This is a genomic window from Halomonas pelophila, from assembly GCF_040196315.1.
GTDB classification, from domain to species: Bacteria; Pseudomonadota; Gammaproteobacteria; order Pseudomonadales; family Halomonadaceae; genus Halomonas; species Halomonas pelophila.
In genome coordinates, this window is the sequence record NZ_JBEGCI010000005.1 from 197532 (window position 1) to 219470 (window position 21939).

General features: G+C 69.8%; 23 protein-coding genes and 1 tRNA gene. 15 read left to right on the forward strand and 9 right to left on the reverse strand.

Features of this window, described 5'->3' with window-relative positions; all coding sequences use genetic code 11:
• Positions 1 to 16: 16 nt before the first annotated feature.
• The 3 genes from yajC to queA all read right to left on the reverse strand — a co-directional run bounded on the left by yajC (position 17) and on the right by queA (position 2705).
• A complete protein-coding gene (gene yajC / locus ABE957_RS07455; protein ID WP_349758040.1) occupies positions 17 to 352 on the reverse strand; it encodes a preprotein translocase subunit YajC in 336 nt (111 codons plus the stop codon).
• A gap of 64 nt (positions 353 to 416) precedes the next feature.
• Positions 417 to 1535, reverse strand: a complete 1119-nt coding sequence (gene tgt, locus ABE957_RS07460; protein WP_349758041.1) for a tRNA guanosine(34) transglycosylase Tgt — start codon at positions 1533 to 1535, stop codon at positions 417 to 419.
• Positions 1536 to 1652: 117 nt separating this feature from the next.
• Positions 1653 to 2705: a tRNA preQ1(34) S-adenosylmethionine ribosyltransferase-isomerase QueA gene (gene queA / locus ABE957_RS07465; protein ID WP_349758042.1), complete on the reverse strand. Its 1053-nt coding sequence runs from the start codon at positions 2703 to 2705 to the stop codon at positions 1653 to 1655.
• A gap of 141 nt (positions 2706 to 2846) precedes the next feature.
• Here queA and ABE957_RS07470 point away from each other — a divergent pair.
• Positions 2847 to 2933 (forward strand) — tRNA-Leu (locus tag ABE957_RS07470).
• A 170-nt stretch (positions 2934 to 3103) separates the two neighbouring features.
• Here ABE957_RS07470 and ABE957_RS07475 read toward each other — a convergent pair.
• Both ABE957_RS07475 and ABE957_RS07480 read right to left on the reverse strand, forming a co-directional pair.
• Entirely contained in the window at positions 3104 to 3718 is a 615-nt protein-coding gene (locus ABE957_RS07475) for an exopolysaccharide biosynthesis protein (protein ID WP_349758043.1), read from the reverse strand.
• The gene (locus tag ABE957_RS07480; RefSeq protein ID WP_349758044.1) at positions 3708 to 3863 is read right to left on the reverse strand and encodes a hypothetical protein; all 156 of its coding nucleotides are present in this window, start codon (positions 3861 to 3863) and stop codon (positions 3708 to 3710) included. Before ABE957_RS07480 ends, ABE957_RS07475 begins: the two co-directional genes overlap by 11 nt.
• A 213-nt stretch (positions 3864 to 4076) precedes the next feature.
• Between ABE957_RS07480 and rnk the strand changes: the two genes are divergently transcribed.
• Entirely contained in the window at positions 4077 to 4490 is a 414-nt protein-coding gene (gene rnk, locus ABE957_RS07485; RefSeq protein ID WP_349758045.1) for a nucleoside diphosphate kinase regulator, read from the forward strand.
• 75 nt (positions 4491 to 4565) lie between these two features.
• Here rnk and ABE957_RS07490 read toward each other — a convergent pair whose 3' ends face one another.
• Entirely contained in the window at positions 4566 to 4796 is a 231-nt protein-coding gene (locus tag ABE957_RS07490; protein WP_349758046.1) for a hypothetical protein, read from the reverse strand.
• A gap of 261 nt (positions 4797 to 5057) precedes the next feature.
• Here ABE957_RS07490 and ABE957_RS07495 point away from each other — a divergent pair, with 261 nt between their 5' ends.
• Together ABE957_RS07495 and ABE957_RS07500 are read left to right on the forward strand one after the other, a co-directional pair.
• The gene (locus ABE957_RS07495; RefSeq protein WP_349758047.1) at positions 5058 to 5675 is read left to right on the forward strand and encodes a LysE family translocator; all 618 of its coding nucleotides are present in this window, start codon (positions 5058 to 5060) and stop codon (positions 5673 to 5675) included.
• A gap of 134 nt (positions 5676 to 5809) precedes the next feature.
• Positions 5810 to 7030 (forward strand): EAL domain-containing response regulator, encoded by a 1221-nt coding sequence (locus tag ABE957_RS07500; protein WP_349758048.1) that lies wholly within the window; start codon positions 5810 to 5812, stop codon positions 7028 to 7030.
• On the opposite strand, the gene ABE957_RS07505 is transcribed toward ABE957_RS07500, so the two are convergent.
• Entirely contained in the window at positions 6970 to 8685 is a 1716-nt protein-coding gene (locus tag ABE957_RS07505; RefSeq protein ID WP_349758049.1) for an acyl-CoA dehydrogenase family protein, read from the reverse strand. The two genes, ABE957_RS07500 and ABE957_RS07505, sit on opposite strands and share 61 nt — an antisense overlap.
• Before the next feature lie 121 nt (positions 8686 to 8806).
• Between ABE957_RS07505 and ABE957_RS07510 the strand changes: the two genes are divergently transcribed.
• The 5 genes from ABE957_RS07510 (at position 8807) to ABE957_RS07530 (ending at position 13965) form a co-directional block, all read left to right on the forward strand.
• The gene (locus ABE957_RS07510) at positions 8807 to 9379 is read left to right on the forward strand and encodes an NUDIX hydrolase (protein WP_349758050.1); all 573 of its coding nucleotides are present in this window, start codon (positions 8807 to 8809) and stop codon (positions 9377 to 9379) included.
• Entirely contained in the window at positions 9376 to 10302 is a 927-nt protein-coding gene (locus tag ABE957_RS07515) for an AAA family ATPase (protein ID WP_349758051.1), read from the forward strand. Before ABE957_RS07510 ends, ABE957_RS07515 begins: the two co-directional genes overlap by 4 nt.
• A 14-nt stretch (positions 10303 to 10316) precedes the next feature.
• Entirely contained in the window at positions 10317 to 11255 is a 939-nt protein-coding gene (locus ABE957_RS07520; RefSeq protein ID WP_349758052.1) for a DUF58 domain-containing protein, read from the forward strand.
• Positions 11252 to 13390 carry a transglutaminase TgpA family protein gene (locus ABE957_RS07525; protein WP_349758053.1) on the forward strand — a complete coding sequence of 713 codons (2139 nt, stop codon included), beginning with the start codon at positions 11252 to 11254 and terminating at the stop codon, positions 13388 to 13390. Before ABE957_RS07520 ends, ABE957_RS07525 begins: the two co-directional genes overlap by 4 nt.
• Before the next feature lie 89 nt (positions 13391 to 13479).
• Positions 13480 to 13965, forward strand: a complete 486-nt coding sequence (locus tag ABE957_RS07530; RefSeq protein ID WP_108445472.1) for a glutathione peroxidase — start codon at positions 13480 to 13482, stop codon at positions 13963 to 13965.
• Positions 13966 to 13978: 13 nt separating this feature from the next.
• Here the strand turns inward: ABE957_RS07530 and ABE957_RS07535 are convergent, their stop codons facing one another.
• Positions 13979 to 14365, reverse strand: a complete 387-nt coding sequence (locus tag ABE957_RS07535; protein ID WP_349758054.1) for a DUF7079 family protein — start codon at positions 14363 to 14365, stop codon at positions 13979 to 13981.
• Positions 14366 to 14565: 200 nt separating this feature from the next.
• Between ABE957_RS07535 and fabV the strand changes: the two genes are divergently transcribed.
• From fabV to ABE957_RS07555, 4 genes are all read left to right on the forward strand, one after another.
• Positions 14566 to 15762 (forward strand): enoyl-ACP reductase FabV, encoded by a 1197-nt coding sequence (gene fabV, locus ABE957_RS07540; RefSeq protein ID WP_349758055.1) that lies wholly within the window; start codon positions 14566 to 14568, stop codon positions 15760 to 15762.
• Between the two features lie 62 nt (positions 15763 to 15824).
• On the forward strand, positions 15825 to 16034 hold the full coding sequence (locus tag ABE957_RS07545) for a hypothetical protein (RefSeq protein WP_349758056.1): 210 nt from the start codon (positions 15825 to 15827) through the stop codon (positions 16032 to 16034).
• Positions 16035 to 16156: 122 nt separating this feature from the next.
• Positions 16157 to 17134: a GlxA family transcriptional regulator gene (locus ABE957_RS07550; protein ID WP_349758057.1), complete on the forward strand. Its 978-nt coding sequence runs from the start codon at positions 16157 to 16159 to the stop codon at positions 17132 to 17134.
• A gap of 23 nt (positions 17135 to 17157) precedes the next feature.
• The gene (locus tag ABE957_RS07555) at positions 17158 to 18069 is read left to right on the forward strand and encodes a DMT family transporter (protein ID WP_349758058.1); all 912 of its coding nucleotides are present in this window, start codon (positions 17158 to 17160) and stop codon (positions 18067 to 18069) included.
• Here the strand turns inward: ABE957_RS07555 and ABE957_RS07560 are convergent, their stop codons facing one another.
• On the reverse strand, positions 18070 to 18687 hold the full coding sequence (locus ABE957_RS07560) for a class I SAM-dependent methyltransferase (protein WP_349758059.1): 618 nt from the start codon (positions 18685 to 18687) through the stop codon (positions 18070 to 18072).
• A 318-nt stretch (positions 18688 to 19005) separates the two neighbouring features.
• On the opposite strand from ABE957_RS07560, the gene ABE957_RS07565 reads away from it, so the two are divergent.
• The gene (locus ABE957_RS07565) at positions 19006 to 20535 is read left to right on the forward strand and encodes a Na+/H+ antiporter NhaC family protein (RefSeq protein WP_349758060.1); all 1530 of its coding nucleotides are present in this window, start codon (positions 19006 to 19008) and stop codon (positions 20533 to 20535) included.
• Between the two features lie 187 nt (positions 20536 to 20722).
• Positions 20723 to 21937 carry an aspartate aminotransferase family protein gene (locus ABE957_RS07570; protein ID WP_349758061.1) on the forward strand — a complete coding sequence of 405 codons (1215 nt, stop codon included), beginning with the start codon at positions 20723 to 20725 and terminating at the stop codon, positions 21935 to 21937.
• Positions 21938 to 21939: the final 2 nt, after the last annotated feature.

Sequence of the window (21939 nt, forward strand, 5' to 3'; positions counted from 1 at the left end):
GGCGAGGGCGCCCGGGTCAGATGGACTTGATGGTGCCCTTGGGCAGGACGGTGGCCACGGCATTCTTCTGCACGTTGACCTCGGTACCGTCGGCGATTTCCATGCTCAGGAATTCGCTGTCGTCGCTCACCTTGGTGATGCGGCCCAGCATGCCGCCGCCGATGACGATCTCGTCACCCTTGGCAAGGTTGCCGATCAGCTGCTTGTGCTGCTTGGCACGCTTGGCCTGGGGGCGCCACAGCAGGAAGTAGAAGATGGCCACGAAGCCGACCAGCATGACGATCTGGGCGATGCCGCCACCGGCTGCGCCGGCATCCTGGGCCATGGCCGGGGAAATGAAGAAGTCCAGCATGTATGACGATCTCCTGAGTGATGAATAAAGGTATGGATGACCGGCCCGGCGGGCCGGTCATGGGTCAATTCGGTGCGGGAGGAACCGGCAGGCCGCGCTGCTTATAGAAGCCTTCCACGAAGTTCGCCAATGTACCCGCTTCGATGGCACCGCGCAAACCGGCCATCAGGCGCTGATAGTGGCGCAGGTTGTGGATGGTATTGAGCATCGAGCCGAGCATTTCACCGCAGCGATCGAGGTGGTGAAGGTAGCTGCGCGAGAAGTTCTGGCAGGTGTAGCAGTCGCAGCCTTCTTCCAGCGGCCCGGTGTCGTGGCGATGCTTGGCGTTGCGGATCTTGACCGTGCCCTCGGCGGTGAAGAGGTGGCCGTTTCGCGCGTTGCGGGTGGGCATCACGCAGTCGAACATGTCGACGCCGCGGCGCACGCCCTCCACCAGGTCCTCGGGCTTGCCCACGCCCATCAGGTAGCGCGGGGTGTCCTCCGGCATCCAGGTCGGGAGGTAGTCGAGCACCTTGATCATCTCCTCCTTGGGCTCGCCGACGGAGAGGCCGCCGATGGCCAGGCCATCGAAGCCGATCTCCAGGAGGCCCTTGAGCGAGGCTTCGCGAAGCTCCGGGTACATGCCGCCCTGGATGATGCCGAACAGCGCCGAGGGCGAGTCGCCATGGGCCTCGCGGGAGCGCATCGCCCAGCGCAGCGAGCGCTGCATGGAGAGCTCGGCTTCCTTCTCGGTGGCGGGGTAGGGCGTGCACTCGTCGAAGATCATCACCACGTCGGAGCCCAGCGAGCGCTGCACGGCCATGGACTCCTCGGGGCCCATGAACACCTTGGCACCGTCCACCGGCGAGCGGAAGTGCACGCCCTGCTCGGTGATCTTGCGCATGGCGCCCAGCGAGAAGACCTGGAAGCCGCCGGAGTCGGTGAGGATGGGCTTGTCCCACTGGGCGAAGTCGTGGAGGTCGCCGTGGGCCTCGATCACCTCGGTGCCGGGGCGCAGCCAGAGGTGGAAGGTGTTGCCGAGGATGATCTCGGCGCCGATCTCCTTGACCGACTCGGGCGTCATGCCCTTGACGGTGCCATAGGTGCCCACCGGCATGAAGGCCGGCGTTTCCACCGTGCCCCGCGGGAAGGTCAGGCGGCCGCGCCGGGCCCGACCGTCGCTGGCCAGGCGCTCGAATGTCATGAAGCTCTCTTTACGCATGGGAGTCTCGCTGTGCCTCGAAGGGACCCCGTGCTAACGGCAGGCGGGGCCCGGGTGTCAGGGCGGTCCGAAAAGGATGGTCGAAAGAGAACGGGCGGCTCAGCGCGCGCGCTCCAGGAACATGGCGTCGCCGTAGCTGAAGAAGGCGTAGCGCTCGGCCACCGCCTCCCGGTAGGCCGCCATCGTCGTGTCATAGCCGGCGAAGGACGACACCAGCATCAGCAGGGTCGACTCCGGCAGGTGGAAGTTGGTCACCAGAGCGTCGACCACCCGCCACTCGTAGCCCGGGTAGATGAAGATGTCGGTCTCGCCGCGGTAGGGGGCGATCTCGTCCCCCTGTTGACGATCAGCGCCGCTCTTCAGGCAGGCCGACTCCAGGCAGCGCACGCTGGTGGTGCCTACCGCGATCACCCGGCGGCCCGCCGCTCGGGCGCGGCGCACCTGCTCGCAGGCGGTCTCGCTCACCTCGATCCACTCGCTGTGCATGTGGTGCTCGCGGATGTCGTCGGCGCGCACCGGCTGGAAGGTGCCGGCGCCCACGTGCAGGGTGACGTAGGCGCTCTCCACGCCCTTCTCGGCCAGCCGCTCGAGCAGCGGCTCGTCGAAGTGCAGGCCGGCGGTGGGCGCGGCCACCGCGCCGTCGCGGCGCGCATAGACGGTCTGGTAGCGCTCGCGGTCGGCCAGCTCATCCTCGCGGGTGATATAGGGCGGTAGCGGCATGTGGCCGTGAGCCTCGAGCAGCGCGATCAGCGGCGTCTCGCCGAGAAAGCGCAGCTCGAACAGGGCGTCCCGGCGCCCCTCCACCACGGCGCGGATGTCGCCCTCGAAGATCAGCTCGGTGCCGGGCTTCGGCGACTTGCTCGAGCGCAGGTGCGCCAGGCCGCGGTGGGCGTCCAGCGGGCGCTCGAGCAGCATCTCCACCTTGCCGCCGCTGGCCTTGTGGCCATGCAGGCGGGCGGGAATCACCCGAGTATCGTTGAACACCAGCAGGTCGCCGGGCTCGAGCAGCTCGACCAGGTCGGGGAAGCGGCGGTGGGCGAGAGTTCCGCTCTTGCCATCGACGCACAGCAGGCGGCAGTCGCTGCGCTGTTCGGAGGGATAGCGCGCGATCAGCGCCTCGGGGAGCTCGTAGTGGAAGTCGGCACGCTGCATGAGACGTTTCGGTCCGGAAGAGGGGCGTCGTGGGCGGCTCGCGGTGAGCCGCGCAAAGCCCGCTAGGATACCGCCTCGACGCGGCGAAGTCAGCCGGCCGATTGACCTCCCCCGGCGCCCACGTATAATGCTTCCCGCGTTGCCGGCGTGGCGGAATTGGTAGACGCAGCGGATTCAAAATCCGCCGAGGGCAACCTCTTGTCGGTTCGAGTCCGACCGCCGGTACCAGCACCATCCCGCCCTCAGTGGCGCCTCACCAGCACCATCCATCTCGATCTTTCGATTCCTGCGCTTTCCATCAAGCGTGGCGTTTCCGCGTGCCCGATCAGTCGACGCTGGTATCCCGGAAGCCGGCGTTGATCAGGGATTAGAGCCCGTAGCTGAGCAGCCCGAGTGCCTCAGGCCAGGCCGATGATCACCATGGTCAAGGTGCCGAAGGTCAGGAAATAGCCTAGTAGGGCCATCAGGCCGTCGTGGGCGAGCAGCGCCAGGGCGAACAGGGTCAGGGCGAGCCCCGCGCCGCTGGCGGTGAAGGGCACCACCTCCATGGGCGGCATGGCCAGGGCGATCAGCAGGCAGGTCAGGGCCACGGGGAGGTGCGCCGGCGGGCGGGTGAGCAGCGTCAGGCGCGGCTTGAGCAGGCGGTCGATCCAGTGCGCCGGTCGCTGCATCCAGCGGATGACCGCGACGAAGCGCGCCCGGGAGACACGGCGCCGCAGCAGCCAGTTCGGCAGCCAGATATGCTCCCGCCCGGCCAGCAGCTGCACGGCGGCCAGCACCACCAGCGCCGCCATCAGGGTGGGCACGCCGGGGATGTCGCCGATCAGCGGTGCCAGGGTGACGAGCCCCGCCACCAGCAGGAAAGGGGCGAAGGAGCGCTGGCCGAGGCTATCGAGGATCGCCTCGAGGCTGACGCTCTCGGCGTGGCGCCCGGCCCCCTGAACCCGCGCCAGCAGCCGGCCGAGGTCGCCCCGGGTGGTCTCGGGCTCGGGGTCGGTGGCCTCACCGGCCATGGCGCTTGCGTGTCCACAGCAGCAGGCCGCCGAGCAGCAGCAGGGCGGGGCCGACGAAGCCAACGGGGCTCTCGGTCTGCCAGCCGATGATCGGCAGCAGGGCGCCCGCGATCAGCAGGGCGATGGCCAGGGTGCGAACCGACATCAGGATGTCTCCGTGCGGGTGTTCCCGCAGTGTAACTGCCTGATCGCCTTGGCTGCAGTCTTCCCGTGGCGCTGTCGCCGAGGACTGTTGCCGGCTGTTCGGATGGCGTAGAGTAGTTGGCTCACAGTCCTTCGCCCTATCGTCGGTGGAGGACTGTTTTCGTTGGCAACCCCGTAAGCGTGTAATCAGCGTTGACGTTGTCCAGGAGGCCTTATGACGACGCGTCCCCCCCTTATCATCAACCGGCTCGATGCCGAGCGGCTGCAGCGGCTCATCGACGATGCCGACGACGACACCCTGGCGGTGGCCGAGGCCCTCGAGGAGGAGCTGGCGCGCGGCGAGGTGGTCGACCCGAAGGACGTGCCCGAGGACGTGGTCAGCATGTGCAGCCAGGTGCAGTTCACCGACCTAGACCGCGACCGCCAGATCATCCGCACCCTGGTGTATCCCCATGCGCTGAGCACCACCGAGGACGGCATCTCGGTGATGGCGCCGGTCGGGGCGGCCCTGCTGGGCCTGCGCATCGGCGATACTATCGTCTGGCCACTGCCGGGCGGCCGCGAGTCGCGACTGCGCATCGACGCCATCCTCTGGCAGCCCGAGCGGGAAGGCCAGTTTCACCGGTAGGCGCCTGTCGTGCATCTCCCGCCGCTGTTCAAGTTCAGTAGATCACTCGGGCCGGCTACCTCACCTTGCAGAGCATCACGGCGTTGTGCACCGGTATTCCGGGGGCCTCGAGGCGATCGCCATGGCCTCGCCCAGGCTGGTGGCCACCGCATCCCAGGGCAGCGGCGATCCGGCGTGGTGGCAGTGGTAGAGTGCGTCGCCATCGATCTCGACAAGATGGATGTCGTTGCCTTGAGCGTCCTGCCACCAGTCGGCATGGACGTGCTGCCAGCTGGATGCGAGCGGGGTGGCTATGGCGATTGTCATGACGGCAGTCTCACCTCAAAGTCTCTTGTAAGGGCGCTGGCTCAGGATGCTTGACGGTATGTGCAGGTGAGGGTCTTGCCGCCCGTGCCAGCGGGAGCGGGAATCGAGTCTGCGGCTACATGATTCCCTATTCGCTCAGGCTAGTATAAAAACAGTGTTTGTAAACACTGTTCCCTAACTATTGACGCTAGGTTCTGCGGCTATGTGACCAGCGAGAATAGCCGTGAACCACAGTAATGCCCGGGATTCAGGAGGCGGTACATGCCCTTTTCGTTATGGCTGTCACTGGCCGCGGTCTGCGCCATGGGCGCCATGTCGCCCGGCCCGAGCCTGGCCATGGTGCTGCGCCACACCCTGGGCGGCGGGCGCATGCCGGGCGTCTCGGCGGCGCTCGCCCATGCCCTGGGCGTGGGCCTCTATGCGCTGTTGACGGTGTGGGGGCTGGGCGCGGTGATCGTGCGCCTGCCGACGCTGTTCCAGGTGATCACCTGGGCGGGGGCCGCCTACCTGGCATGGCTCGGCATCCAGGCCCTGAGAGCCGGCCGGGCGGGTGCCCTGAGCGCCACGGGAAGCGCCACCAGCCGCCGCCAGGCCGCCCGCGAGGGCATGCTGGTGGCCCTGGGCAACCCCAAGCTGATGCTCTTCTTCATCGCGCTGCTCAGCCAGTTCGTCACCCCGGAGATGAGTCTCGCGGCCAAGGCGCTGGTGGTGGGCACGGCGATGGTCATCGATGCCGGCTGGTACGTGCTGGTGGCGGTGGGCCTGTCGCACTCGCGGGTGCTGCCGTGGCTGCAGGCGCGCGCCCACTGGCTCAACCGCCTCACCGGGGTGCTGCTGCTGGCGTTGGCGCTGAGGGTGGTGGCGGGGCCGCTCGGCTGATCCGTTCGTCTGAGCCTCCTGGCTCATTATCACGATGGAATCCCAGCGTTGATTGGCATGACGCTTCTCGAACCGGTGAGTCAGGCGTTTTGCTGATAGGCTGAAAGCGAGTCTTCTGGCCGGAATCATCCTGGATGAACGATCTGACAATGCAGGCCTCGCGGCTGGCCGTGGTGCTCGAGGAGGACCCCGATGCCGCCGCCACGCTCTCCTTGCAGCTGCGTACTCTGGGAATGGAATCTCGCTACTGTCGCCAGGGCCAGCACCTGATCGGTGAGGTCGTGGCGCGCCGCCCGCACCTGGTCATCATGGCCCTCGAGTTCGGCCAGCACGATGGCTTCTCCATGCTGCGCCGGCTCGCCGAGTGCGGCTACCGCGGCCGGGTGCTGCTGCTCAGCGGGGTCGAGCGCAAGATCGTGCGCATCGCCGAGCGGCTGGGCCAGGCCCTGGGGCTTTCGATGCTGCTCTCCCTGGACAAGCCGATGCGCCTCGCCGAGCTGCGCCAGCGACTTGAGGACGACGCCCCGGACGATGAGCCGGATGCGCTCCATCCATGTCGCCTCGAGGAGCTGGACCGCGCCTTCGCCCGCCAGGAGATCACGCTCCACTATCAGCCTCAGTTCGAGCTCTCCACCGGTCGCCTGAGCGGCGTCGAGGCGCTGGTGCGCTGGGCCCACCCCGTGGCGGGCCTGCTGGTGCCCGGCCGCTTCCTGCCCCTGCTGACGCCCGACCAGAACCGCCACCTGACCCGCCGCGTGCTGCAGCTCGCCCTCGAGGACGCCCACCGCTGGCGCCAGGCCGGGCTTTCCCTGTCGCTCTCGGTCAACGTCACCGCCGATGATCTGATGTGCCCGGAGCTGCTATCGCTGGTCAGCGAGGGGCGCCGCACGCTGGGCGAGTCGCCGGTGGTGCTGGAGATCACCGAGACCGCGGCCATGGAGGACGAGCTGCTCGGCAGCGAGGTCGCGGCCCGGCTGCACCTGAGCGGCCTGGAGGTCTCGGTGGATGACTTCGGGGTGGGCTTCTCGTCGCTGGCGCGGCTGCAGCTGCTGCCGATCAGCGAGCTCAAGGTCGATCGCAGCTTCGTCAGCCGCCTGCTCGAGGATTCCCAGGATGCCGCCATCGTCGAGGCGGTGGCGCTGCTCGGGCGCCGGCTGGGCATCCGGGTGGTGGCCGAGGGGATCGAGGATCTCGCCTGCCTGCCGACCCTGGAGCGCTTTGGCTGCACCCACGCCCAGGGCTTCGGCCTGGGGCGGCCGATGCCCGCCGCGGATATCCTGGCGCTGGCCGGCGCTCAGTCGCCGATCCGCGCCAGCAGCGCCGCCAGCGGGGCGTCGCCGGGCAGCACGCCGTAGGCCGGGCCGGCCTCGCTCCCCAGCCGCGAGCGGCAGAAGGTCTCGGCCACCGCCGGCGGGCCATGGCGCAGCAGCAGCGCCCCTTGCAGACACTGGGCGAGGCGCTGGGCCAGCCAGCGGGCACGCGGCTCGAGCGTGTCCGGCGCTGCGCCAAGCTCCGCCTCCAGGTTCGTCCAGGCGCGGTCGAGGTCGGCCTGGCGACCGCGAGCGGCGACGACTTCCTCGCGCACCGCCTCAAGCGACGCCGGATGGCGGGCCAGCACCCGCAGCAGGTCCAGGCAGATCACGTTCCCCGAGCCCTCCCAGATCGAGTTGACCGGCGCCTCGCGATAGAGCCGGGCGAGCGGCGTCTCCTCCACGTAGCCGATGCCGCCGAGACACTCCATGGCCTCGGCCATGAAGGCGGGCGTGCGCTTGTTGTGCCAGTACTTGGCCAGAGTGGGCAGCAGTCGGGCCAGGGCGGCCTCCGACGCCTCGCCGCGGGCCGCGCCATCGAAGGCCCGGGCGGCGCGCAGCGAGAGGGCCAGGCCGGCCTCCACCTCCACGGCCATGTCGGCCAGCAGCACCTGCATCAGCGGCTGCTCGGCCAGGGCACGGCCGAAGGCGTGCCGCTCGCGCACGTGCCGCCAGGCCTCCACCAGCGCCTGGCGCATCATGCCCACCGGGGCAGTGGCGGCATCGAGCCGGGTCTGCTGGACCATCTCGAGGATGGTAGCGATGCCGCGCCCGGGCTCGCCGACCGCCTCGGCCCAGGCGCCGCGGTACTCGATCTCCGCCGAGGCATTGGCGCGGTTGCCGCACTTCTCCTTGAGGCGCTGCAGCTCGATGGCATTGCGCTCACCGTCTGGCGTGAAGCGCGGCACCAGAAAGCACGAGAGGCCCTCGTCGGTCTGGGCGAGGGTCAGGAAGGCATCGGACATCGGGGCGCTGCAGAACCATTTGTGACCCGTCAGGCACCAGCCGTCATCCCTCGAGGTCGAGTGGGGTTCGGCGCGCGTGGTGGCGAGGGGGGCGGCTCGCTTGGAGTGGGCGAGGGGGTCGGCTCGCGTGGAATTAGCCCGCACGTCGCTGCCGCCCTGCTTCTCGGTCATCGCCATGCCAAAGGTCAGGCCGCTCTTCTCGGTGGCTGGCAGGACGCGGGGGTCGTAGTCCCAGGCCAGCAGGCCCGGCGCCCAGCGGGCCTCGACGGCGGGTGACTGACGCAGTACCGGCATGGCGGCGTGGGTCATGGTGATCGGGCAGCAGAACCCGGGCTCGGCCTGGGTCAGCAGGTAGAGGGCGGCGACGTGGGCCTGGTGGCCGCCGCGCCCCTCCTCCTGCCAGGCCACGGCGTGGACGCCCCGGTCGATGGCGAGATGCATCAGCGCGTGGTAGGCCGGGTGGTAGCTCACCTCGTCGAGCCGCCGGCCGTGGCGGTCGAACAGGCGCAGCTCCGGCGGGTAGCGGTTGGCGGCCTCGCCCAGCGCCTGGACCTCGGCGCTGCCGGCCTCGCGGCCCAGGGGCGCGAGATTTCTGGCCACCCAGTCCGGCGCCTCGCGGACCAGCGCCTCGCACAGCGGGGCGTCCTCCGCGAGCAGGTCGCGCGCGCTCTGTGGGGCGGGCTGGTTGGTCACCGTGTGGGTCGCGAGGCGGCTGCGGGCGGTGGCGTCGGACATGGTCGAGCTCCGCGAATGGGGCCTTCCCTGAGCATGGTCGGCGCCCCGTGGGCGGTCAACGCGTGGCGTGACGCTTGTGCCGCGACTGGTTAGGCTGAAGGCAATTTCACTGGAGTCCCCCATGACCGTGCAACCCACCCAGGCCGACGCGCCGCCCGAGCCGTTCATCGCCGATGAGCAGATCCAGCTGGTGGATACCCGCAACCGCCCCTGCGGCAGCGCGCCGCGGGCCGCCATGCGGCGCTTTCGTTTCTGGCACCGGGCCACCTATATCGTGGTGCGCAACGCCCGCGGCGAGCTCTGCGTGCAGCGCCGCACCCTGACCAAGGAGGTCTTCCCGGGCGGCCTGGACCTGGCCGCCGGCGGGGTGGTGGGGGCCGGCGAGGCGGTGCACGTGGCGGCGCGCCGCGAGCTGGCCGAGGAGCTGGGCATCCGCGGCGTGCCGCTGCGCCACGCCCTGGAGTTCGTGCATGCCGAGCGCGGTAACCATATCTTCGGCAGCGTCTTCCTGGTCGATCACGACGGGCCGCTGACCCTGCAGGCCGAGGAGGTGGCCGACGCCTTCTGGCTGGCGCCCGACGAGGCCCTGGCCCTGGAGGGCATCACCCCGGATACCCGCCAGGCGGTCGAGGCCCTGCGGGCCGCCGGCGAACTAGAACTCAAGATCAAGCCCAAGCTCAAGGCCAGGCCATGAACCGACCCGCTCAGCTGGATGACCTGGACGCCCTGCTCGCCGCCCTCGAGGGGGTGGTGCTCGGCAAGCCCCGGGAGGTGCGCCTGGCCCTCTGCTGCCTGCTGGCCCGGGGCCACCTGCTGATCGAGGACCTGCCCGGTCTTGGCAAGACCACGCTGGCCCAGGCCCTGGCGCGGGTCGCCGGGCTCGACATGCAGCGCCTGCAGTTCACCAGCGACCTGCTGCCCGCCGACGTGCTCGGCGTCTCGGTCTTCGACCCGCGCGAGGGCAGCTTCCGCTTCCATCCCGGGCCGATCTTCCATGGCCTGGTGCTCGCCGACGAGATCAACCGTGCGACCCCCAAGGCCCAGAGCGCGCTGCTCGAGGCCATGGAGGAGGGGCGGGTGAGCGTGGAGGGCGAGACCCGCTCGCTGCCGGATCCCTTCTTCGTCATCGCGACCCAGAACCCCCAGGAGCAGGCCGGCACCTTCGCTCTGCCGGAATCGCAGCTCGACCGCTTCCTGATGCGCCTCTCGCTGGGCTATCCGGACCCGCGGGCTGAGCGCGAGATCCTGCGCGGCCAGGCCGGGCGGGCGCGGCTCGCCTCGCTGCCGGTGCTGCTCGACGCCGAGCGGCTGCGGGCCTGGCAGGCGCGGCTGGATCGCATCCACGTGGCCGAGGCGCTGCTCGACTACGTGCAGGCGCTGGCCGCGGCCAGCCGCGAGCATCCCGAGTTCGCCTGGGGGCTCTCCACCCGCGGCGTGCTGGCCCTGCTGCAGGCGGCGCGGGGCTGGGCGCTGCTCGAGGGGCGCGACCACGTGCTGCCCGAGGACGTCCAGGCGGTGTGGGCCCCGGTGGCGGGGCACCGGCTCAGCAACGGGCCGCGCGAGGAGGGCGAGGCCCTGGCGCGCCATCTGCTGACCCGCGTGTCGGTGATGGGGTGAGCGTGGCGGCCGGGGTGGCGCCCCGTGCACCGCGCCGTGAGCGGCTGCGCCGCTGGTGGCGCAGTCGCCTGGCCACCCCGATCGACGCGCCGCTGCCCCAGCGGCGGCTGTTCCTGATTCCTACCCGCTTCGGCCTGGGCTGGGCGACCCTGGTGGTCGTGCTGCTGCTGTTCGGCATCAACTACCAGAACAACCTGGCCTACGTGCTGGCCTTCTGGCTGTTCGGTATCGGCGTGGTGGCGCTGCTGCGCGGCTGGCTCAACCTGCTGGGCGTCACGCCTGGGTTGCGCCTGCCCCGCGAGGCCTTCGCCGGCGGCGAGGCGCGCCTTCGCGCGGTGCTGCGGGCCCGCCGGGCGCGCACGGCCCTGGAGCTGCACTGCGATGGCGCCCACGCCTGGCTGGATATCGACGAGGGCGTCGGCGAGGCCGAACTGGCCCTGCCGACGCCCAGGCGCGGCAGCGTGGCGCTGCCCTGGCTGCGCATCGAGACGCGCTGGCCGCTGGGCCTGGTGCGCGTGGTGGCCTGGGTGAGCCACGACGCCGAGCTGCTGGTCTGGCCCCACCCGCTGGAGGAGGAGGCGCCGGCGGCGCGCCAGGCTGGTGCGGACGAGGACGCCGGTGACTTCGCCGGGCTGCGCCGCTTCCAGCCCGGCGACAGCCCCGGCCAGGTGGCCTGGAAACAGTGGAGCCGCAGCGGGGTGCTCGCCACCAAGCAGTTTAGCGCGCCGCCCCGCCATGAGCGCTGGCTCGACTACGACGCCTGTCGCGGCGACCCGGAGCGGCGCCTGTCGCTGCTTTGTGGTCGGGTGCTCGCCCACCATCGCGCCGGGGAGCGCTATGGCCTGCGGCTGCCGGGCCTGACCCTGGCCCAGGGGGAGGGCGACGGCCAGCGCCGCCGGGCGCTGGATGCCCTGGCGCGCTTCGGTCTGCCGGCGGGGGAGGGCGCGCGATGAGCGATCCTCGCTCGGCTTCTCGTGCCGCTCATCGAGACGCCCTGAGCGACAGCGTGGCGCCGTTCGCCGATGGTCGGCGCCTGGACGGTGGCCTGCTGCGCCAGCTGTTCATCGGCCAGTGCCTGGTGCTGGCGCTGCACCTGGCCTGGATGCCCGTCTGGCTCGTGGCGCTGGCCCTGGCGGTGGCCGGCTATCGGTGGCTGCAGTGGCGTCGCGGCCTGCCCCGCGTCGGCGTGGTGAGGAGGATCGCCGCCGTGGGTGGGCTGGTGCTGGCGCTGCGCGCTCAGTACGGCACGCTGGGCAGCATGGATGGCCTGATCGGCCTGCTGCTCGGCGTCTACCTGCTCAAGCTGCTCGAGACCCAGGATCGACGCGATGCCCGGGTCGTGGTGATGATCGGCCTGATCGCCACGGCCGTGGCTTTCCTCCACGATCAGGGCCTGCCGATGGCCGCCGGGGCGCTGCTGGCGGTGGCCTGGCTGCTGCAGTCGCTGGTGCGGCTCGCCGGCGGCCGCGACCGTCGCCAGGCGTGGCGCGAGATGGCCTGGCTGCTGGTGCTCTCGGCGCCGCTGATGGCGCTGCTGTTCGTCACCTTCCCGCGCCTGGGGCCGCTGTGGAGCATGCCGCGACTGGATCGGGCCTCCACCGGGCTCTCCGATCAGATCGCCCCGGGCGACATCGCCGAGCTCTCGCGCAGCGCCGGGCGCGCCTTCCGGGCAAGCTTCCAGGGCCCCGAGCCCGCTCCGGGCGAGCGCTACTGGCGGGTCTATACCCTGTCGCACTTCGACGGGATCCGCTGGTCGCGGGCCACCCCCGAGCAGCTGGCCGCGACCCTGGAACGTCCCGTCGAGGCCTTCGTCGGGGTGGGCGCGCGCTCCCCCTGGCAGGCGCCGGCGACCGCGCGCTTCAGTGCCGAGCTGCTGCTGGAGCCCGACAGCCGCCCCTGGCGGCCCTCCCTGGGCGCCCCGCTCGCCACCGGGCAGGCCCAGCGCTACCTGGCCGACGGCACCCTGGAGGGGCTCGCCGCGCTGAGCTCCCGCGGCCTGCTGCGCCTCGACAGCAGCGGCGCGGCGCCGGCCTATCCCGATCCCGCTGGGTCGCGCTGGCACCGCCTGCTGCCGGTGGAGGCCAACCCGCGCACCCGGGCGTTGGTCGAGCGACTCTGGCGCGAGAGCGGCGGCGACCCGGACGCCTACCTCGCGGCGATGATGGCGCGCTTCGGCGAGGCCCCCTACCGCTATACGCTCTCGCCGCCGCGTCTCGTCGGCGAGGATCGCGTCGATGACTTCCTGTTCGACAGCCGGGCCGGCTACTGCAGCCATTACGCCTCGGCGGCCGCCGTGATGGCCCGCATGGCGGGCATTCCGGCGCGAGTGGTGGCGGGCTTCTTGGGTGGTGAGCGCCATCCGGACGGTTACTACACGGTGCGCGACTACGATGCCCACGCCTGGGTGGAGGTCTGGCGGGAGGGCGGCTGGCAGCGCCTGGACCCCACGGCGGTGATCGCCCCGGAGCGTATCGAGCAGGGCCCCCAGGCGGTCGAGGAGGGGGCCGAGGCCTTCCTGGCCGACGCCCGCTTCTCGGCGCTACGCCTGCGCGAGCTGGGCTGGGCGAACCGGCTGCGCCTGGGCTGGGAGCGGCTGGAGTATCGCTGGCAGCGCGGGGTGATCGGCTATCAGCGCGAGTCGCGACACTCGCTGCTGGCGCGGCTGAGCGATGGCTGGCACGAGCTCTGGGCGCGGCTGGATGATTGGCTGCCGGGGCGCGGCGTGCTGGCAACGACGCTTGGCCTGGCAGCCGTGCTGGTCGTGGCGGCGGGCGGTGCGCTGCTGGCGTGCCTGGGCGTGGGGCGATGGCGGCTCCAGCGGGACGAACGACGCCTGGTCGGCGCCCTGCAGGCCTGGCTGGCCCGTCGCGGGCTGGCGGCGGTGCCCGGGGAGTCGCCCGCCGCCCACCTGCGGCGCATCGCGCCCCATGCCGGGGCGGCGGCCCGGGCCCTCAACGACTGCGCCCATGACCTCGAGCGGCTCGCCTATGCCCCGCTCGAGGCGCCCGAGCGGGCCGTGTGTCGTCGGCGTCTGTCGCGGCGGGTGGCCGAGGTGCGCCGCCGCCTGCCGAGGCCGCGGCGAGGCTGAGATGAGTGGAACCAGTGGCTGAGGGGCTGGGACTGGCGCGTCAGGAACCGGCGTGGCATCGTAGGAGGCTCAACGAGCGAGCCCGATTGATGACCATTCACGACCACGAATGCCGCACCCAGAGCGGCCAGCCCTTCAACCTCCGCGCCCTGCGGGGTCAGGTGCTGCTGATCGTCAACGTGGCCAGCCAGTGCGGCTTCACCTCCCAGCTGCGCGACCTCGAGCACCTCTACGTGCGCTATCGCGACCGCGGCTTCACCGTGCTGGCCTTCCCCTGCAACCAGTTTGCGCGCCAGTCGCCGGAGTCGGCACTGGACTTCAGCCGCTTCGCCGAGCAGGAGTTCGGCGTCTCCTTCCCGCTGATGGAGAAAGTGCGCGTCAACGGCAACGGCGCCCATCCCCTCTTCGTCGAGCTCAAGCGCCAGGCGCCGGGGGTGCTGGGCACGGGCATGATCAAGTGGAACTTCACCAAGTTCCTGGTCGGCCGCGACGGCCGGGTGATCCGCCGCTTCTCCCCCCGCGACGGCGAGACGGAGCTGCGCGAGGCGCTGGAGAAGGCGCTGGACGAGCCCTGATTTCGGAACGGGCTCAGGGCGTCTCGCCGCGCTCGACCATCAGCCGCCCGATCAGCTCGTTCCAGCGATGGCGGGTCATCATGGTGGTCAGTCCCGAGAACAGCGCCCAGCTCTTGCGTCGCCAGCCCTTGAGTCGCAGGTTGTGGGACACCAGCTGCTGCATCAGCTGATAGTCGTTGAAGGAGCGCCACTCGCCGGCCACCGACAGCTGGTGGCGGGCCATCACCGGGGCGAGCTCCAGGCGAAAGATCCACTCCAGGTCGCGCAGGCTCAGCTCGTGGCGCTCTATCTCGGCGATCATGCGCGCGTAGTCGGTCTCGCGGGGCTCGCGTTCCAGCCACAGCGGGGCTAGCGCGAGCCACAGCTCGCCGCGCTCATCGACCAGGGTCTGCGCATCCATCCACTCTCTCCTGCCAGGTTTGCCGCTCGGGCCACGCTCGCAATCCTGCACCAGCCGGGCAGTGGCCTCAAGGGCGGACAGCCGGCGCCCTTGCCGCTAGAATGTGGCCCACTCCGGCACGGCTCATGCGTTCGTGCCACTCATTCGAGTCCGGCGGCCGTGTCAGGCCGTCGTGTCCGTCAGCAAAAACGAGGTCTGTCGTGATCATCAAGCCCAAGGTCCGCGGTTTCATCTGCACCACCACTCATCCCGTCGGCTGCGAGCAGAACGTGCTCGAGCAGATCGAGGCGACTCGCGCCCGCGGCCTGGACAAGGCCAAGGGCCCGAAGAAGGTGCTGGTGATCGGTGCCTCCAGCGGCTACGGCCTGGCGGCGCGCGTCACCGCGGCCTTCGGCTACGGCGCCGACACCCTGGGCGTGTTCTTCGAGAAGCCCGGCACCGAGAAGAAGCCCGGCACCGCCGGCTGGTACAACAGCGCGGCCTTCGACAAGTTCGCCAAGCAGGAAGGGCTCTACAGCAAGTCGATCAACGGCGACGCCTTCTCCCATGAGGCGCGCGAGAAGGCCATCGAGCTGATCCAGCAGGACATGGGTCAGGTGGACCTGGTGGTCTACTCGCTGGCCTCGCCGGTGCGCAAGCTGCCCGACTCGGGCGAGCTCAAGCGCTCCAGCCTCAAGCCGATCGGCGAGACCTACCGCGCCACCGCCATCGACACCAACAAGGACGCCATCATCGAGGCCGAGGTCGAGCCCGCCACCGAGCAGGAGATCGAGGACACTAGGGCGGTGATGGGCGGCGAGGACTGGGAGCTGTGGATCGATGCTCTGGACCGCGCCGGCGTGCTGGCGCCGGGCGCGCGCAGCGTGGCCTTCAGCTATATCGGCACCGAGATCACCTGGCCGATCTACTGGCACGGGGCGCTGGGCAAGGCCAAGGAAGACCTGGATCGCGCTGCCGGCGAGATCGGCCAGCGTCTCGCGGCCACCGGCGGCGGCGCCAACGTGGCGGTGCTCAAGTCGGTGGTCACCCAGGCCAGCGCGGCCATTCCGGTCATGCCGCTCTACATCGCCATGGTCTACCGCGTGATGAAGGAGAAGGGTCTGCACGAGGGCACCATCGATCAGCTCAACCGCCTGTTCGGCGAGCGACTCTATGGCGGCAGCGCCGAGACCGACGAGGCCGGCCGCCTGCGCCTGGACGATTGGGAGCTGCGTGACGACGTCCAGCAGGCCTGCCAGGACCTGTGGCCCCAGGTGACCACCGAGAACCTCTTCGAGATCACCGACTACGCTGGCTACAAGCACGACTTCCTGAAGCTGTTCGGCTTCGAGCGCGACGACGTGGATTACGACGCCGAGGTGAACCCGGTCGCCGACTTCGATGTCGTGAACCTGTAGGACCCGCGTTTGCGTCAGATGTGCAGGTCGCGGGATCGGTTCTCCAGCGAAGGAGTCGTGCCATGGATACCCGCGACAGCAAGACGCCGGAAGAGGAGCTGCAGCACCTCAAGGAAGTGAGCCAGCCCGAGGACTTCGAGCACCCCGAGCCGGACGTGGAGCAGCCCGAGGCCAGGCAACCCGCCGGGGGAATGTCGTGGCTGCTGATCGTGCTGATCGTGGCGGTGGCCGCCGTGGTGATCGGTCTGCTGGTGATCGGCCTTGGCAGCTGACCGTTCGCCATTCCTCGCGCTGCGACGCCGGGCCCCGTGCCCGGCGTCGTCGCGTCCGGACGGCTGTCGAGAGCGTCGTCATTGGATAGACTGTGACCTTTCACCCGTAACGAGAGCGCCCCATGCCCGAGTCTTCGATGGCCTCACCGAGCATGTCGATTTCGCGGCATGTCGGCGTGGTGGTGCTGCCCGGCTTCTCCCTGCTGGCCGAGGCCTGCGCCACCGAGCCGCTGTTCGTGGCCAACCGGCTGGAAGGGCGTCCGCTCTATCGACTCACCACCTTCGCGACCGCGTCGGGCCCGGTGGCGAGCGCCTCCCAGCAGGCGCTGATGCCCCAGGCCGGCATCGGCGAGGTGGATGAGCCGCTGGACCTGCTACTGGTGTGCGCCCCCGGGCCGCTCGCCGGTCGTGTCCCCGAGGCCCTGGTCGACTGGCTGCGCCGGCTCGCCGGCGCCGGGGTGCTGCTGGGCGGCATCGGCGGCGGCACCGAGGTGCTGGCCCGGGCCGGGGTGCTCGACGGCTACCGGGCCACGCTGCCCTGGCAGCGCTTCGACGCCGTGGCCGACGACTTCCCCCAGGTGCGCCTCTCGCGCCAGCTCTTCGAGATCGATCGTGATCGCCTGACCTGCGGCGGCGGCACCGCCGCCATGGACATGATGATGACCCTGGTCGGCAGCCAGCACGGCCCGCGGCTCGCCGAGCGCATCTCCGAGCACTTCGTGCTGGAGCGCATCCGCATGGGCGACGAGCCCCAGCAGATGCCGCTGCGCTCGCGGCTTAGCCATGCGCCTGAGAGCCTCGCCGAGGCGGTGGCGCTGATGGAGGCCAACATCGAGGAGCCGCTGACCACCCACGAGCTGGCCGAGCACCTGGGCATCTCGCGGCGTCAGCTCGAGCGCCTCTTCAAGAAGTACCTGCAAGCGGTGCCCAGCCGCTACTACCTGGACCTGCGCCTGCAGCGGGCGCGTCGCCTGCTGCGCGAGAGCGACCACCCCGCCGGCGAGATCGCCCTGCTGACCGGCTTCTCCTCGGCGGCCCACTTCTCCACCGCCTACCGCAATCACTTCGGCATCACGCCCCGCGAGGAACGCCTGGCCTGACCCTTTCCTGCCATGGAGGCACCATGAGCGCGCTGCGCCCCCACCTCTTCCTGCTGCTGGTGGTGATGATCTTTTCCGGCAACATCCTGGTCGGCAAGGCGCTTGGCGACCTGCCGCCCTTCACCATCTCGCTGGGCCGGGTGGCCATCGCGCTGCTCGTCGTGTTGCCGCTGGGCTGGCACCAGGCGCGCCGGGACTGGCCGGTGTTTCGTCGCCACTGGCGCCCGCTGCTGGGCCTCGCCCTCACCGGGGTGACCTTCTTCAATGCGCTGATCTACGCGGCGCTGAAGTTCACCTTGCCGACCAACGTCGCCATCCTCGAGAGCCTGGTACCGGTGGCGACCCTGCTCGCCAGCGTGCTGCTGCTGGGCGAGCGCTTCCGTCCCCTGCAGTGGCTCGGCGTGGGGGTCTCCCTGGCCGGGGCCGTGGTGGTGATCACCGCGGGGGAGGGCGCCACGCTCTCGCCCGGCGGGATCAATCCGGGGGATCTGATCATGGGGTTGGCGGTGCTGGTCTGGGTGGGCTATTCGCTGCTGATCAAGCAGCACATGGCGCGCTTTCCGCGCTATGGGGGGCTTTTGGTGATGCTGGCCATCGCCAACCTGACGCTGATGCCCATCGCCCTCTGGGAGGGCGCCTGGCAGGTGGTGCCGCGCCTTTCCGCCGCCGAGTGGGCCGGGCTTGGCTATCTCGGCATCTTCCCCTCTGTGGTGGCGCTGCTGCTCTACAGCAGTGCGCTGGGCGATCTCGGGCCGACCCGCGCCGCGATCTACCTGAACCTGCTGCCGGTGTTCACCATGCTGGGGGCCTGGTGGTGGCTCGGCGACACCATCCTCGCGGTGCAGGTGGTCGGCAGCCTGGTGGTGATCGGCGGCGTCTGGTGCACCCTGGCGCCGCCGCCGCGGCGAGCATATGGGGCCGGCCGCTCGGTCTGATCAGGCGGGGCGGGCCAGCAGGGCGCGAAACAGCGTGCCCATCATCACCGGGGTGTCCTGCTCGATCACGAAGCCGGCGCTCTCCAGCAGCGGCCGGGCCTGGCGGGTGATGTCGGTGGCGATGGCCGAGGTGAGGGCGTTGAGCCCGCGGCGGGGCAGGCTCGCCGGGCGCGCATCGGCCTGGAACTTGTCCATCACGCAGAGCTGGCCGTCGCCCTTCAGCACCCGGCGGGCCTCGGCCAGCCCCCGCCCCGGGTCGGGCATCACCGCCAGTATCAGGTGCATTACCACCACATCGAAGTGATCGTCGGGGTAGTCGAGCCGCTCGGCGTCCATCACCTCGGCCTGGACATCGCGACCGAGGCCCTCGGCGCGGCGTTCGAGGCGCCGCACCATGGCCGGCGCGAGATCGGTGGCGTGCAGCTCGATGTCGCGGGGCAGCCAGGGCAGGTCGAGCCCGGTGCCGGCCCCGACCAGCAGCACACGCATGCCGGGATGCCAGTCTACCTGCGCCACGGCCCTGCGGCGCGCCTCGCGGAAGGCGCGCTCGGCCACCAGGTCGTAGACCGGCGCGTAGAGTCCATAGCGGATGCGGTTCCAGGCCGTGGTGTTGAACATGAGGGACTCCTGGTGGATGGGTCTCTTCAGCCTACCCCATCCGGCGATGAGGCAGGCGTCTTCGATGAAGCGTTGTCGAGGCAGTCGAATTTGCTAAAATCGCCGCCGCTTCAGCCGGGCAGGCACGTCATGGCAGGACGCTGCGGGATCCTCGACGACGGCTGAACCTTCCTCGTCCTCACGTCACCGTCACATGTCACGGGGCGACCCCGCCGAGACGATTCGCCGAGGCGCAGCGTTCGATGCCTGCGTCCCTGTGCCGGCGCTTCACGCAGCCTACGGGTATCAACCGACACCAAGTAAAAAAGGATCATCCAGATGGAACACATGGGCTTCGTCTCGCTCATTCCCCCCCTGCTGGCCATCGTGCTGGCGGTGCTGTTCAGAAACGTCATCATCTCGCTGTTCGTCGGCATCTTCACGGGGCTGATGATCCTCTCCGGGGGCAATCCCATCGCGGCCACGACCGGGACGATTCGCGATTACATCTCCCCCCAGCTCACCGACAGCTACAACGCCGCCGTGATCGTGCTGCTGCTCTTCATCGGCGGCTTCGTATCGCTGGTCGAGCACTCGGGCGGCGGCGCGGCGCTCGCTCGGCGCACCATGCACCTCATCGATACTCGGGTGAAGACGCAGGTCTCGGCGTGGCTCGGCGGCCTGATCATCTTCTTCTCGGACATGGGCACGCCGCTGATCGTCGGCCCCGTCTTCGAGAAGCTCTTCGATAAGGTCAAGGTGTCGCGGGAAAAGCTCGCCTGGGTCCTCGACTCCACCGCCTCGCCGGTGGCGATCATGATTCCCTTCATCGGCTGGGGGGTCTACGTGATGGGCCTGATCCGCGAGGAGTTTCAGCGGCTCGACATCGGCGCGTCCGAGTTCACGACCTTCGTGCAGGCGATTCCCTTCCAGTTCTACGCCATCCTGACGGTGCTGGCGGTGCCGGTCGTCGCCCTGGCGGGCATCGACTTCGGTGCGATGCAGCGCGCCGATCGTCGCGTGCGGGACACCGGGGCGCTCAGCTGGCCCGAGTCCAAGCCGCTGCGCACGATCGAGCCGCAGGCGGACGGCGCGGCGGGCGAGAGCCACCCCATGCTGATCTGGCTGCCGCTGCTGGTGCTGTTCGTCACCCTGTTCGGCCTGCTGATCTCCTACGGCTTCCCGTTCGAATCCGTGCCGGGCAGCGACTTCCGGGTCGCCCTGAGCACCGGCTACCTGTTCGCCGCCGTGGTGCTGATCGCGCTGATGATCCGCTTCAAGGTGAAGCGCCTGGGCGAGATCTTCGACACCTATATCGCCGGCATGCAGAAGATGGTCAACGTGGTGCTGATCCTGGTGCTGGCCTGGGCGCTGGGCTCCCTGCTCGGCGAGATGGGCACGGCCACCTATATCGTCGAGCTGATGGAGGGCAACGTCCCGGCCTTCATCGTGCCGGCGATCATCTTCCTCTCGGCTGCGGTGATGTCCTTCGCCACGGGCAGCTCCTGGGGCACCTTCGCCATCATGCTGCCGCTGGCGATTCCCATGGCCATCGGCCTCGACGCGCCCATGGTGGTCAGCATCGGTGCCGTGCTCTCCGGCGGTATCTTCGGCGATCACTGCTCGCCCATCTCCGATTCGACGATTCTCGCCTCCACCGGCGCCGGCTGCGATCATATCGACCACGTGCGCACCCAGCTGCCCTACTCGCTGACCAATGCGGCCATCGCCCTGGTCTCGTTCGTCATCGCCGGCATCACCGAGAGCAGCCTGACGGTGCTTCTCAGCGTGGTGATCATGCTCGCTACCTTCGCCGTGCTCTCCCGGCGCCAGCAGCGCCAGGCGCCGGCGGTCGCCGCAGGCCCCTGAGCGGGCCGTCGGGCGGGAATAGCGCCCGTCCGAGCGCGCGGCGGCGCGACATCCTCCCGCCGGGGCCGTCCTGGCCCCGGCTGCCTTCTTACACAACTCGCCGTCCCATTGCTGAAAGCTTCCCGACCCGGCTCTCCCTATACTCGAGTGATAGAAAATATCGTCATTCCGAGAAATGGAGAGCCACATGAGCCAGACCCCGACCCGCGCCGATTTCGACCAGTACATGGTGCCCAACTACGCCCCCCAGCAGGCGATCCCGGTGCGCGGCGAGGGGAGCCGCCTGTGGGACCAGGAAGGCAAGGAGTACATCGACTTCGCCGGCGGCATCGCCGTCAACGCCCTGGGCCACTGCCACCCGGTGCTGGTCGATGCCCTCACCGAGCAGGCCAACAAGCTCTGGCACCTGGCCAACGTCTACACCAACGAGCCGGCCCTGAAGCTCGCCCAGGCGCTGGTCGAGCGCACCTTCGCCGACAAGGTGTTCCTGTGCTCCTCCGGCGGCGAGGCCAACGAGGCGGCGCTGAAGCTGGCGCGCCGCTGGGCCTACAACGAGCATGGCGAGCACAAGGACAAGATCATCTCCTTCCGCCAGTCGTTCCACGGCCGTACCTTCTTCACCGTCAGCGTCGGCGGCCAGCCCAAGTACTCCCAGGGCTTCGGGCCGATCCCGGGCGGCATCCTGCACGCCGAGTTCAACGACCTCGAGGCGGTGCGCGAACTGATGGGCGATGACACCTGCGCGGTGATGGTCGAGCCGATGCAGGGCGAGGGCGGCATCGTGCCGGCTACCCAGGAATTCCTCGAGGGCCTGCGCGCGCTGTGCGACGAGCACCAGGCGCTGCTGATCTTCGACGAGGTGCAGACCGGCGTCGGCCGCAGCGGCTCGCTCTACGCCTACATGGAGTACGGCGTGACTCCAGATGTGCTGACCAGCGCCAAGTCGCTGGGCGGCGGTTTCCCGGTGGGCGCCATGCTGACCACCGACGCCATCGCCCCGGCCATGGCCATCGGCACCCACGGCTCCACCTACGGCGGCAACGCCCTGGCCTCCGCCGTGGCGCTGGCCGCCGTGGAGTACATCGACACCCCCGAGGTGCTCGAGGGCGTGAAGCGTCGCCATGATCTGTTCCGCGAGCATCTCGAGGCGATCAACCGCCAGTACGGCGTGTTCAAGGAGATCCGCGGCATGGGCATGCTGATGGGTGCCCAGATGTCCGCCGACTACGAGGGGCGCGCCAAGGAAATCCTGCCGTTGGCCATCGAGGAGGGCCTGATGGCGCTGATCGCCGGGCCCAACGTGCTGCGCATGGCGCCGTCGCTGGTGATTCCCGAGGAGGACATCCGCGAGGGCATGGCGCGCCTCGAGCGGGCGGTGGCGCGGCTGGTGGCGGGGCAGTGAGC

Bases quoted from the DNA above. Each gene is read 5' to 3' on its own strand.
- ABE957_RS07550 (WP_349758057.1), top strand. From the start codon at position 16,157: ATGCCCGAGTCTTCGATGGCCTCACCGAGCATGTCGATTTCGCGGCAT.
- queA (WP_349758042.1), bottom strand. From the start codon at position 2,705: ATGCAGCGTGCCGACTTCCACTACGAGCTCCCCGAGGCGCTGATCGCG.
- ABE957_RS07480 (WP_349758044.1), bottom strand. From the start codon at position 3,863: ATGTCGGTTCGCACCCTGGCCATCGCCCTGCTGATCGCGGGCGCCCTG.
- ABE957_RS07570 (WP_349758061.1), top strand. From the start codon at position 20,723: ATGAGCCAGACCCCGACCCGCGCCGATTTCGACCAGTACATGGTGCCC.
- ABE957_RS07515 (WP_349758051.1), top strand. From the start codon at position 9,376: ATGAACCGACCCGCTCAGCTGGATGACCTGGACGCCCTGCTCGCCGCC.
- ABE957_RS07555 (WP_349758058.1), top strand. From the start codon at position 17,158: ATGAGCGCGCTGCGCCCCCACCTCTTCCTGCTGCTGGTGGTGATGATC.
- ABE957_RS07500 (WP_349758048.1), top strand. From the start codon at position 5,810: ATGAACGATCTGACAATGCAGGCCTCGCGGCTGGCCGTGGTGCTCGAG.
- ABE957_RS07530 (WP_108445472.1), top strand. From the start codon at position 13,480: ATGACCATTCACGACCACGAATGCCGCACCCAGAGCGGCCAGCCCTTC.
- ABE957_RS07560 (WP_349758059.1), bottom strand. From the start codon at position 18,687: ATGTTCAACACCACGGCCTGGAACCGCATCCGCTATGGACTCTACGCG.
- tgt (WP_349758041.1), bottom strand. From the start codon at position 1,535: ATGACATTCGAGCGCCTGGCCAGCGACGGTCGGGCCCGGCGCGGCCGC.
- ABE957_RS07545 (WP_349758056.1), top strand. From the start codon at position 15,825: ATGGATACCCGCGACAGCAAGACGCCGGAAGAGGAGCTGCAGCACCTC.
- ABE957_RS07535 (WP_349758054.1), bottom strand. From the start codon at position 14,365: ATGGATGCGCAGACCCTGGTCGATGAGCGCGGCGAGCTGTGGCTCGCG.
- ABE957_RS07505 (WP_349758049.1), bottom strand. From the start codon at position 8,685: ATGTCCGACGCCACCGCCCGCAGCCGCCTCGCGACCCACACGGTGACC.
- ABE957_RS07525 (WP_349758053.1), top strand. From the start codon at position 11,252: ATGAGCGATCCTCGCTCGGCTTCTCGTGCCGCTCATCGAGACGCCCTG.
- yajC (WP_349758040.1), bottom strand. From the start codon at position 352: ATGCTGGACTTCTTCATTTCCCCGGCCATGGCCCAGGATGCCGGCGCA.
- ABE957_RS07565 (WP_349758060.1), top strand. From the start codon at position 19,006: ATGGAACACATGGGCTTCGTCTCGCTCATTCCCCCCCTGCTGGCCATC.
- ABE957_RS07490 (WP_349758046.1), bottom strand. From the start codon at position 4,796: ATGACAATCGCCATAGCCACCCCGCTCGCATCCAGCTGGCAGCACGTC.
- ABE957_RS07475 (WP_349758043.1), bottom strand. From the start codon at position 3,718: ATGGCCGGTGAGGCCACCGACCCCGAGCCCGAGACCACCCGGGGCGAC.
- ABE957_RS07510 (WP_349758050.1), top strand. From the start codon at position 8,807: ATGACCGTGCAACCCACCCAGGCCGACGCGCCGCCCGAGCCGTTCATC.
- ABE957_RS07495 (WP_349758047.1), top strand. From the start codon at position 5,058: ATGCCCTTTTCGTTATGGCTGTCACTGGCCGCGGTCTGCGCCATGGGC.
- rnk (WP_349758045.1), top strand. From the start codon at position 4,077: ATGACGACGCGTCCCCCCCTTATCATCAACCGGCTCGATGCCGAGCGG.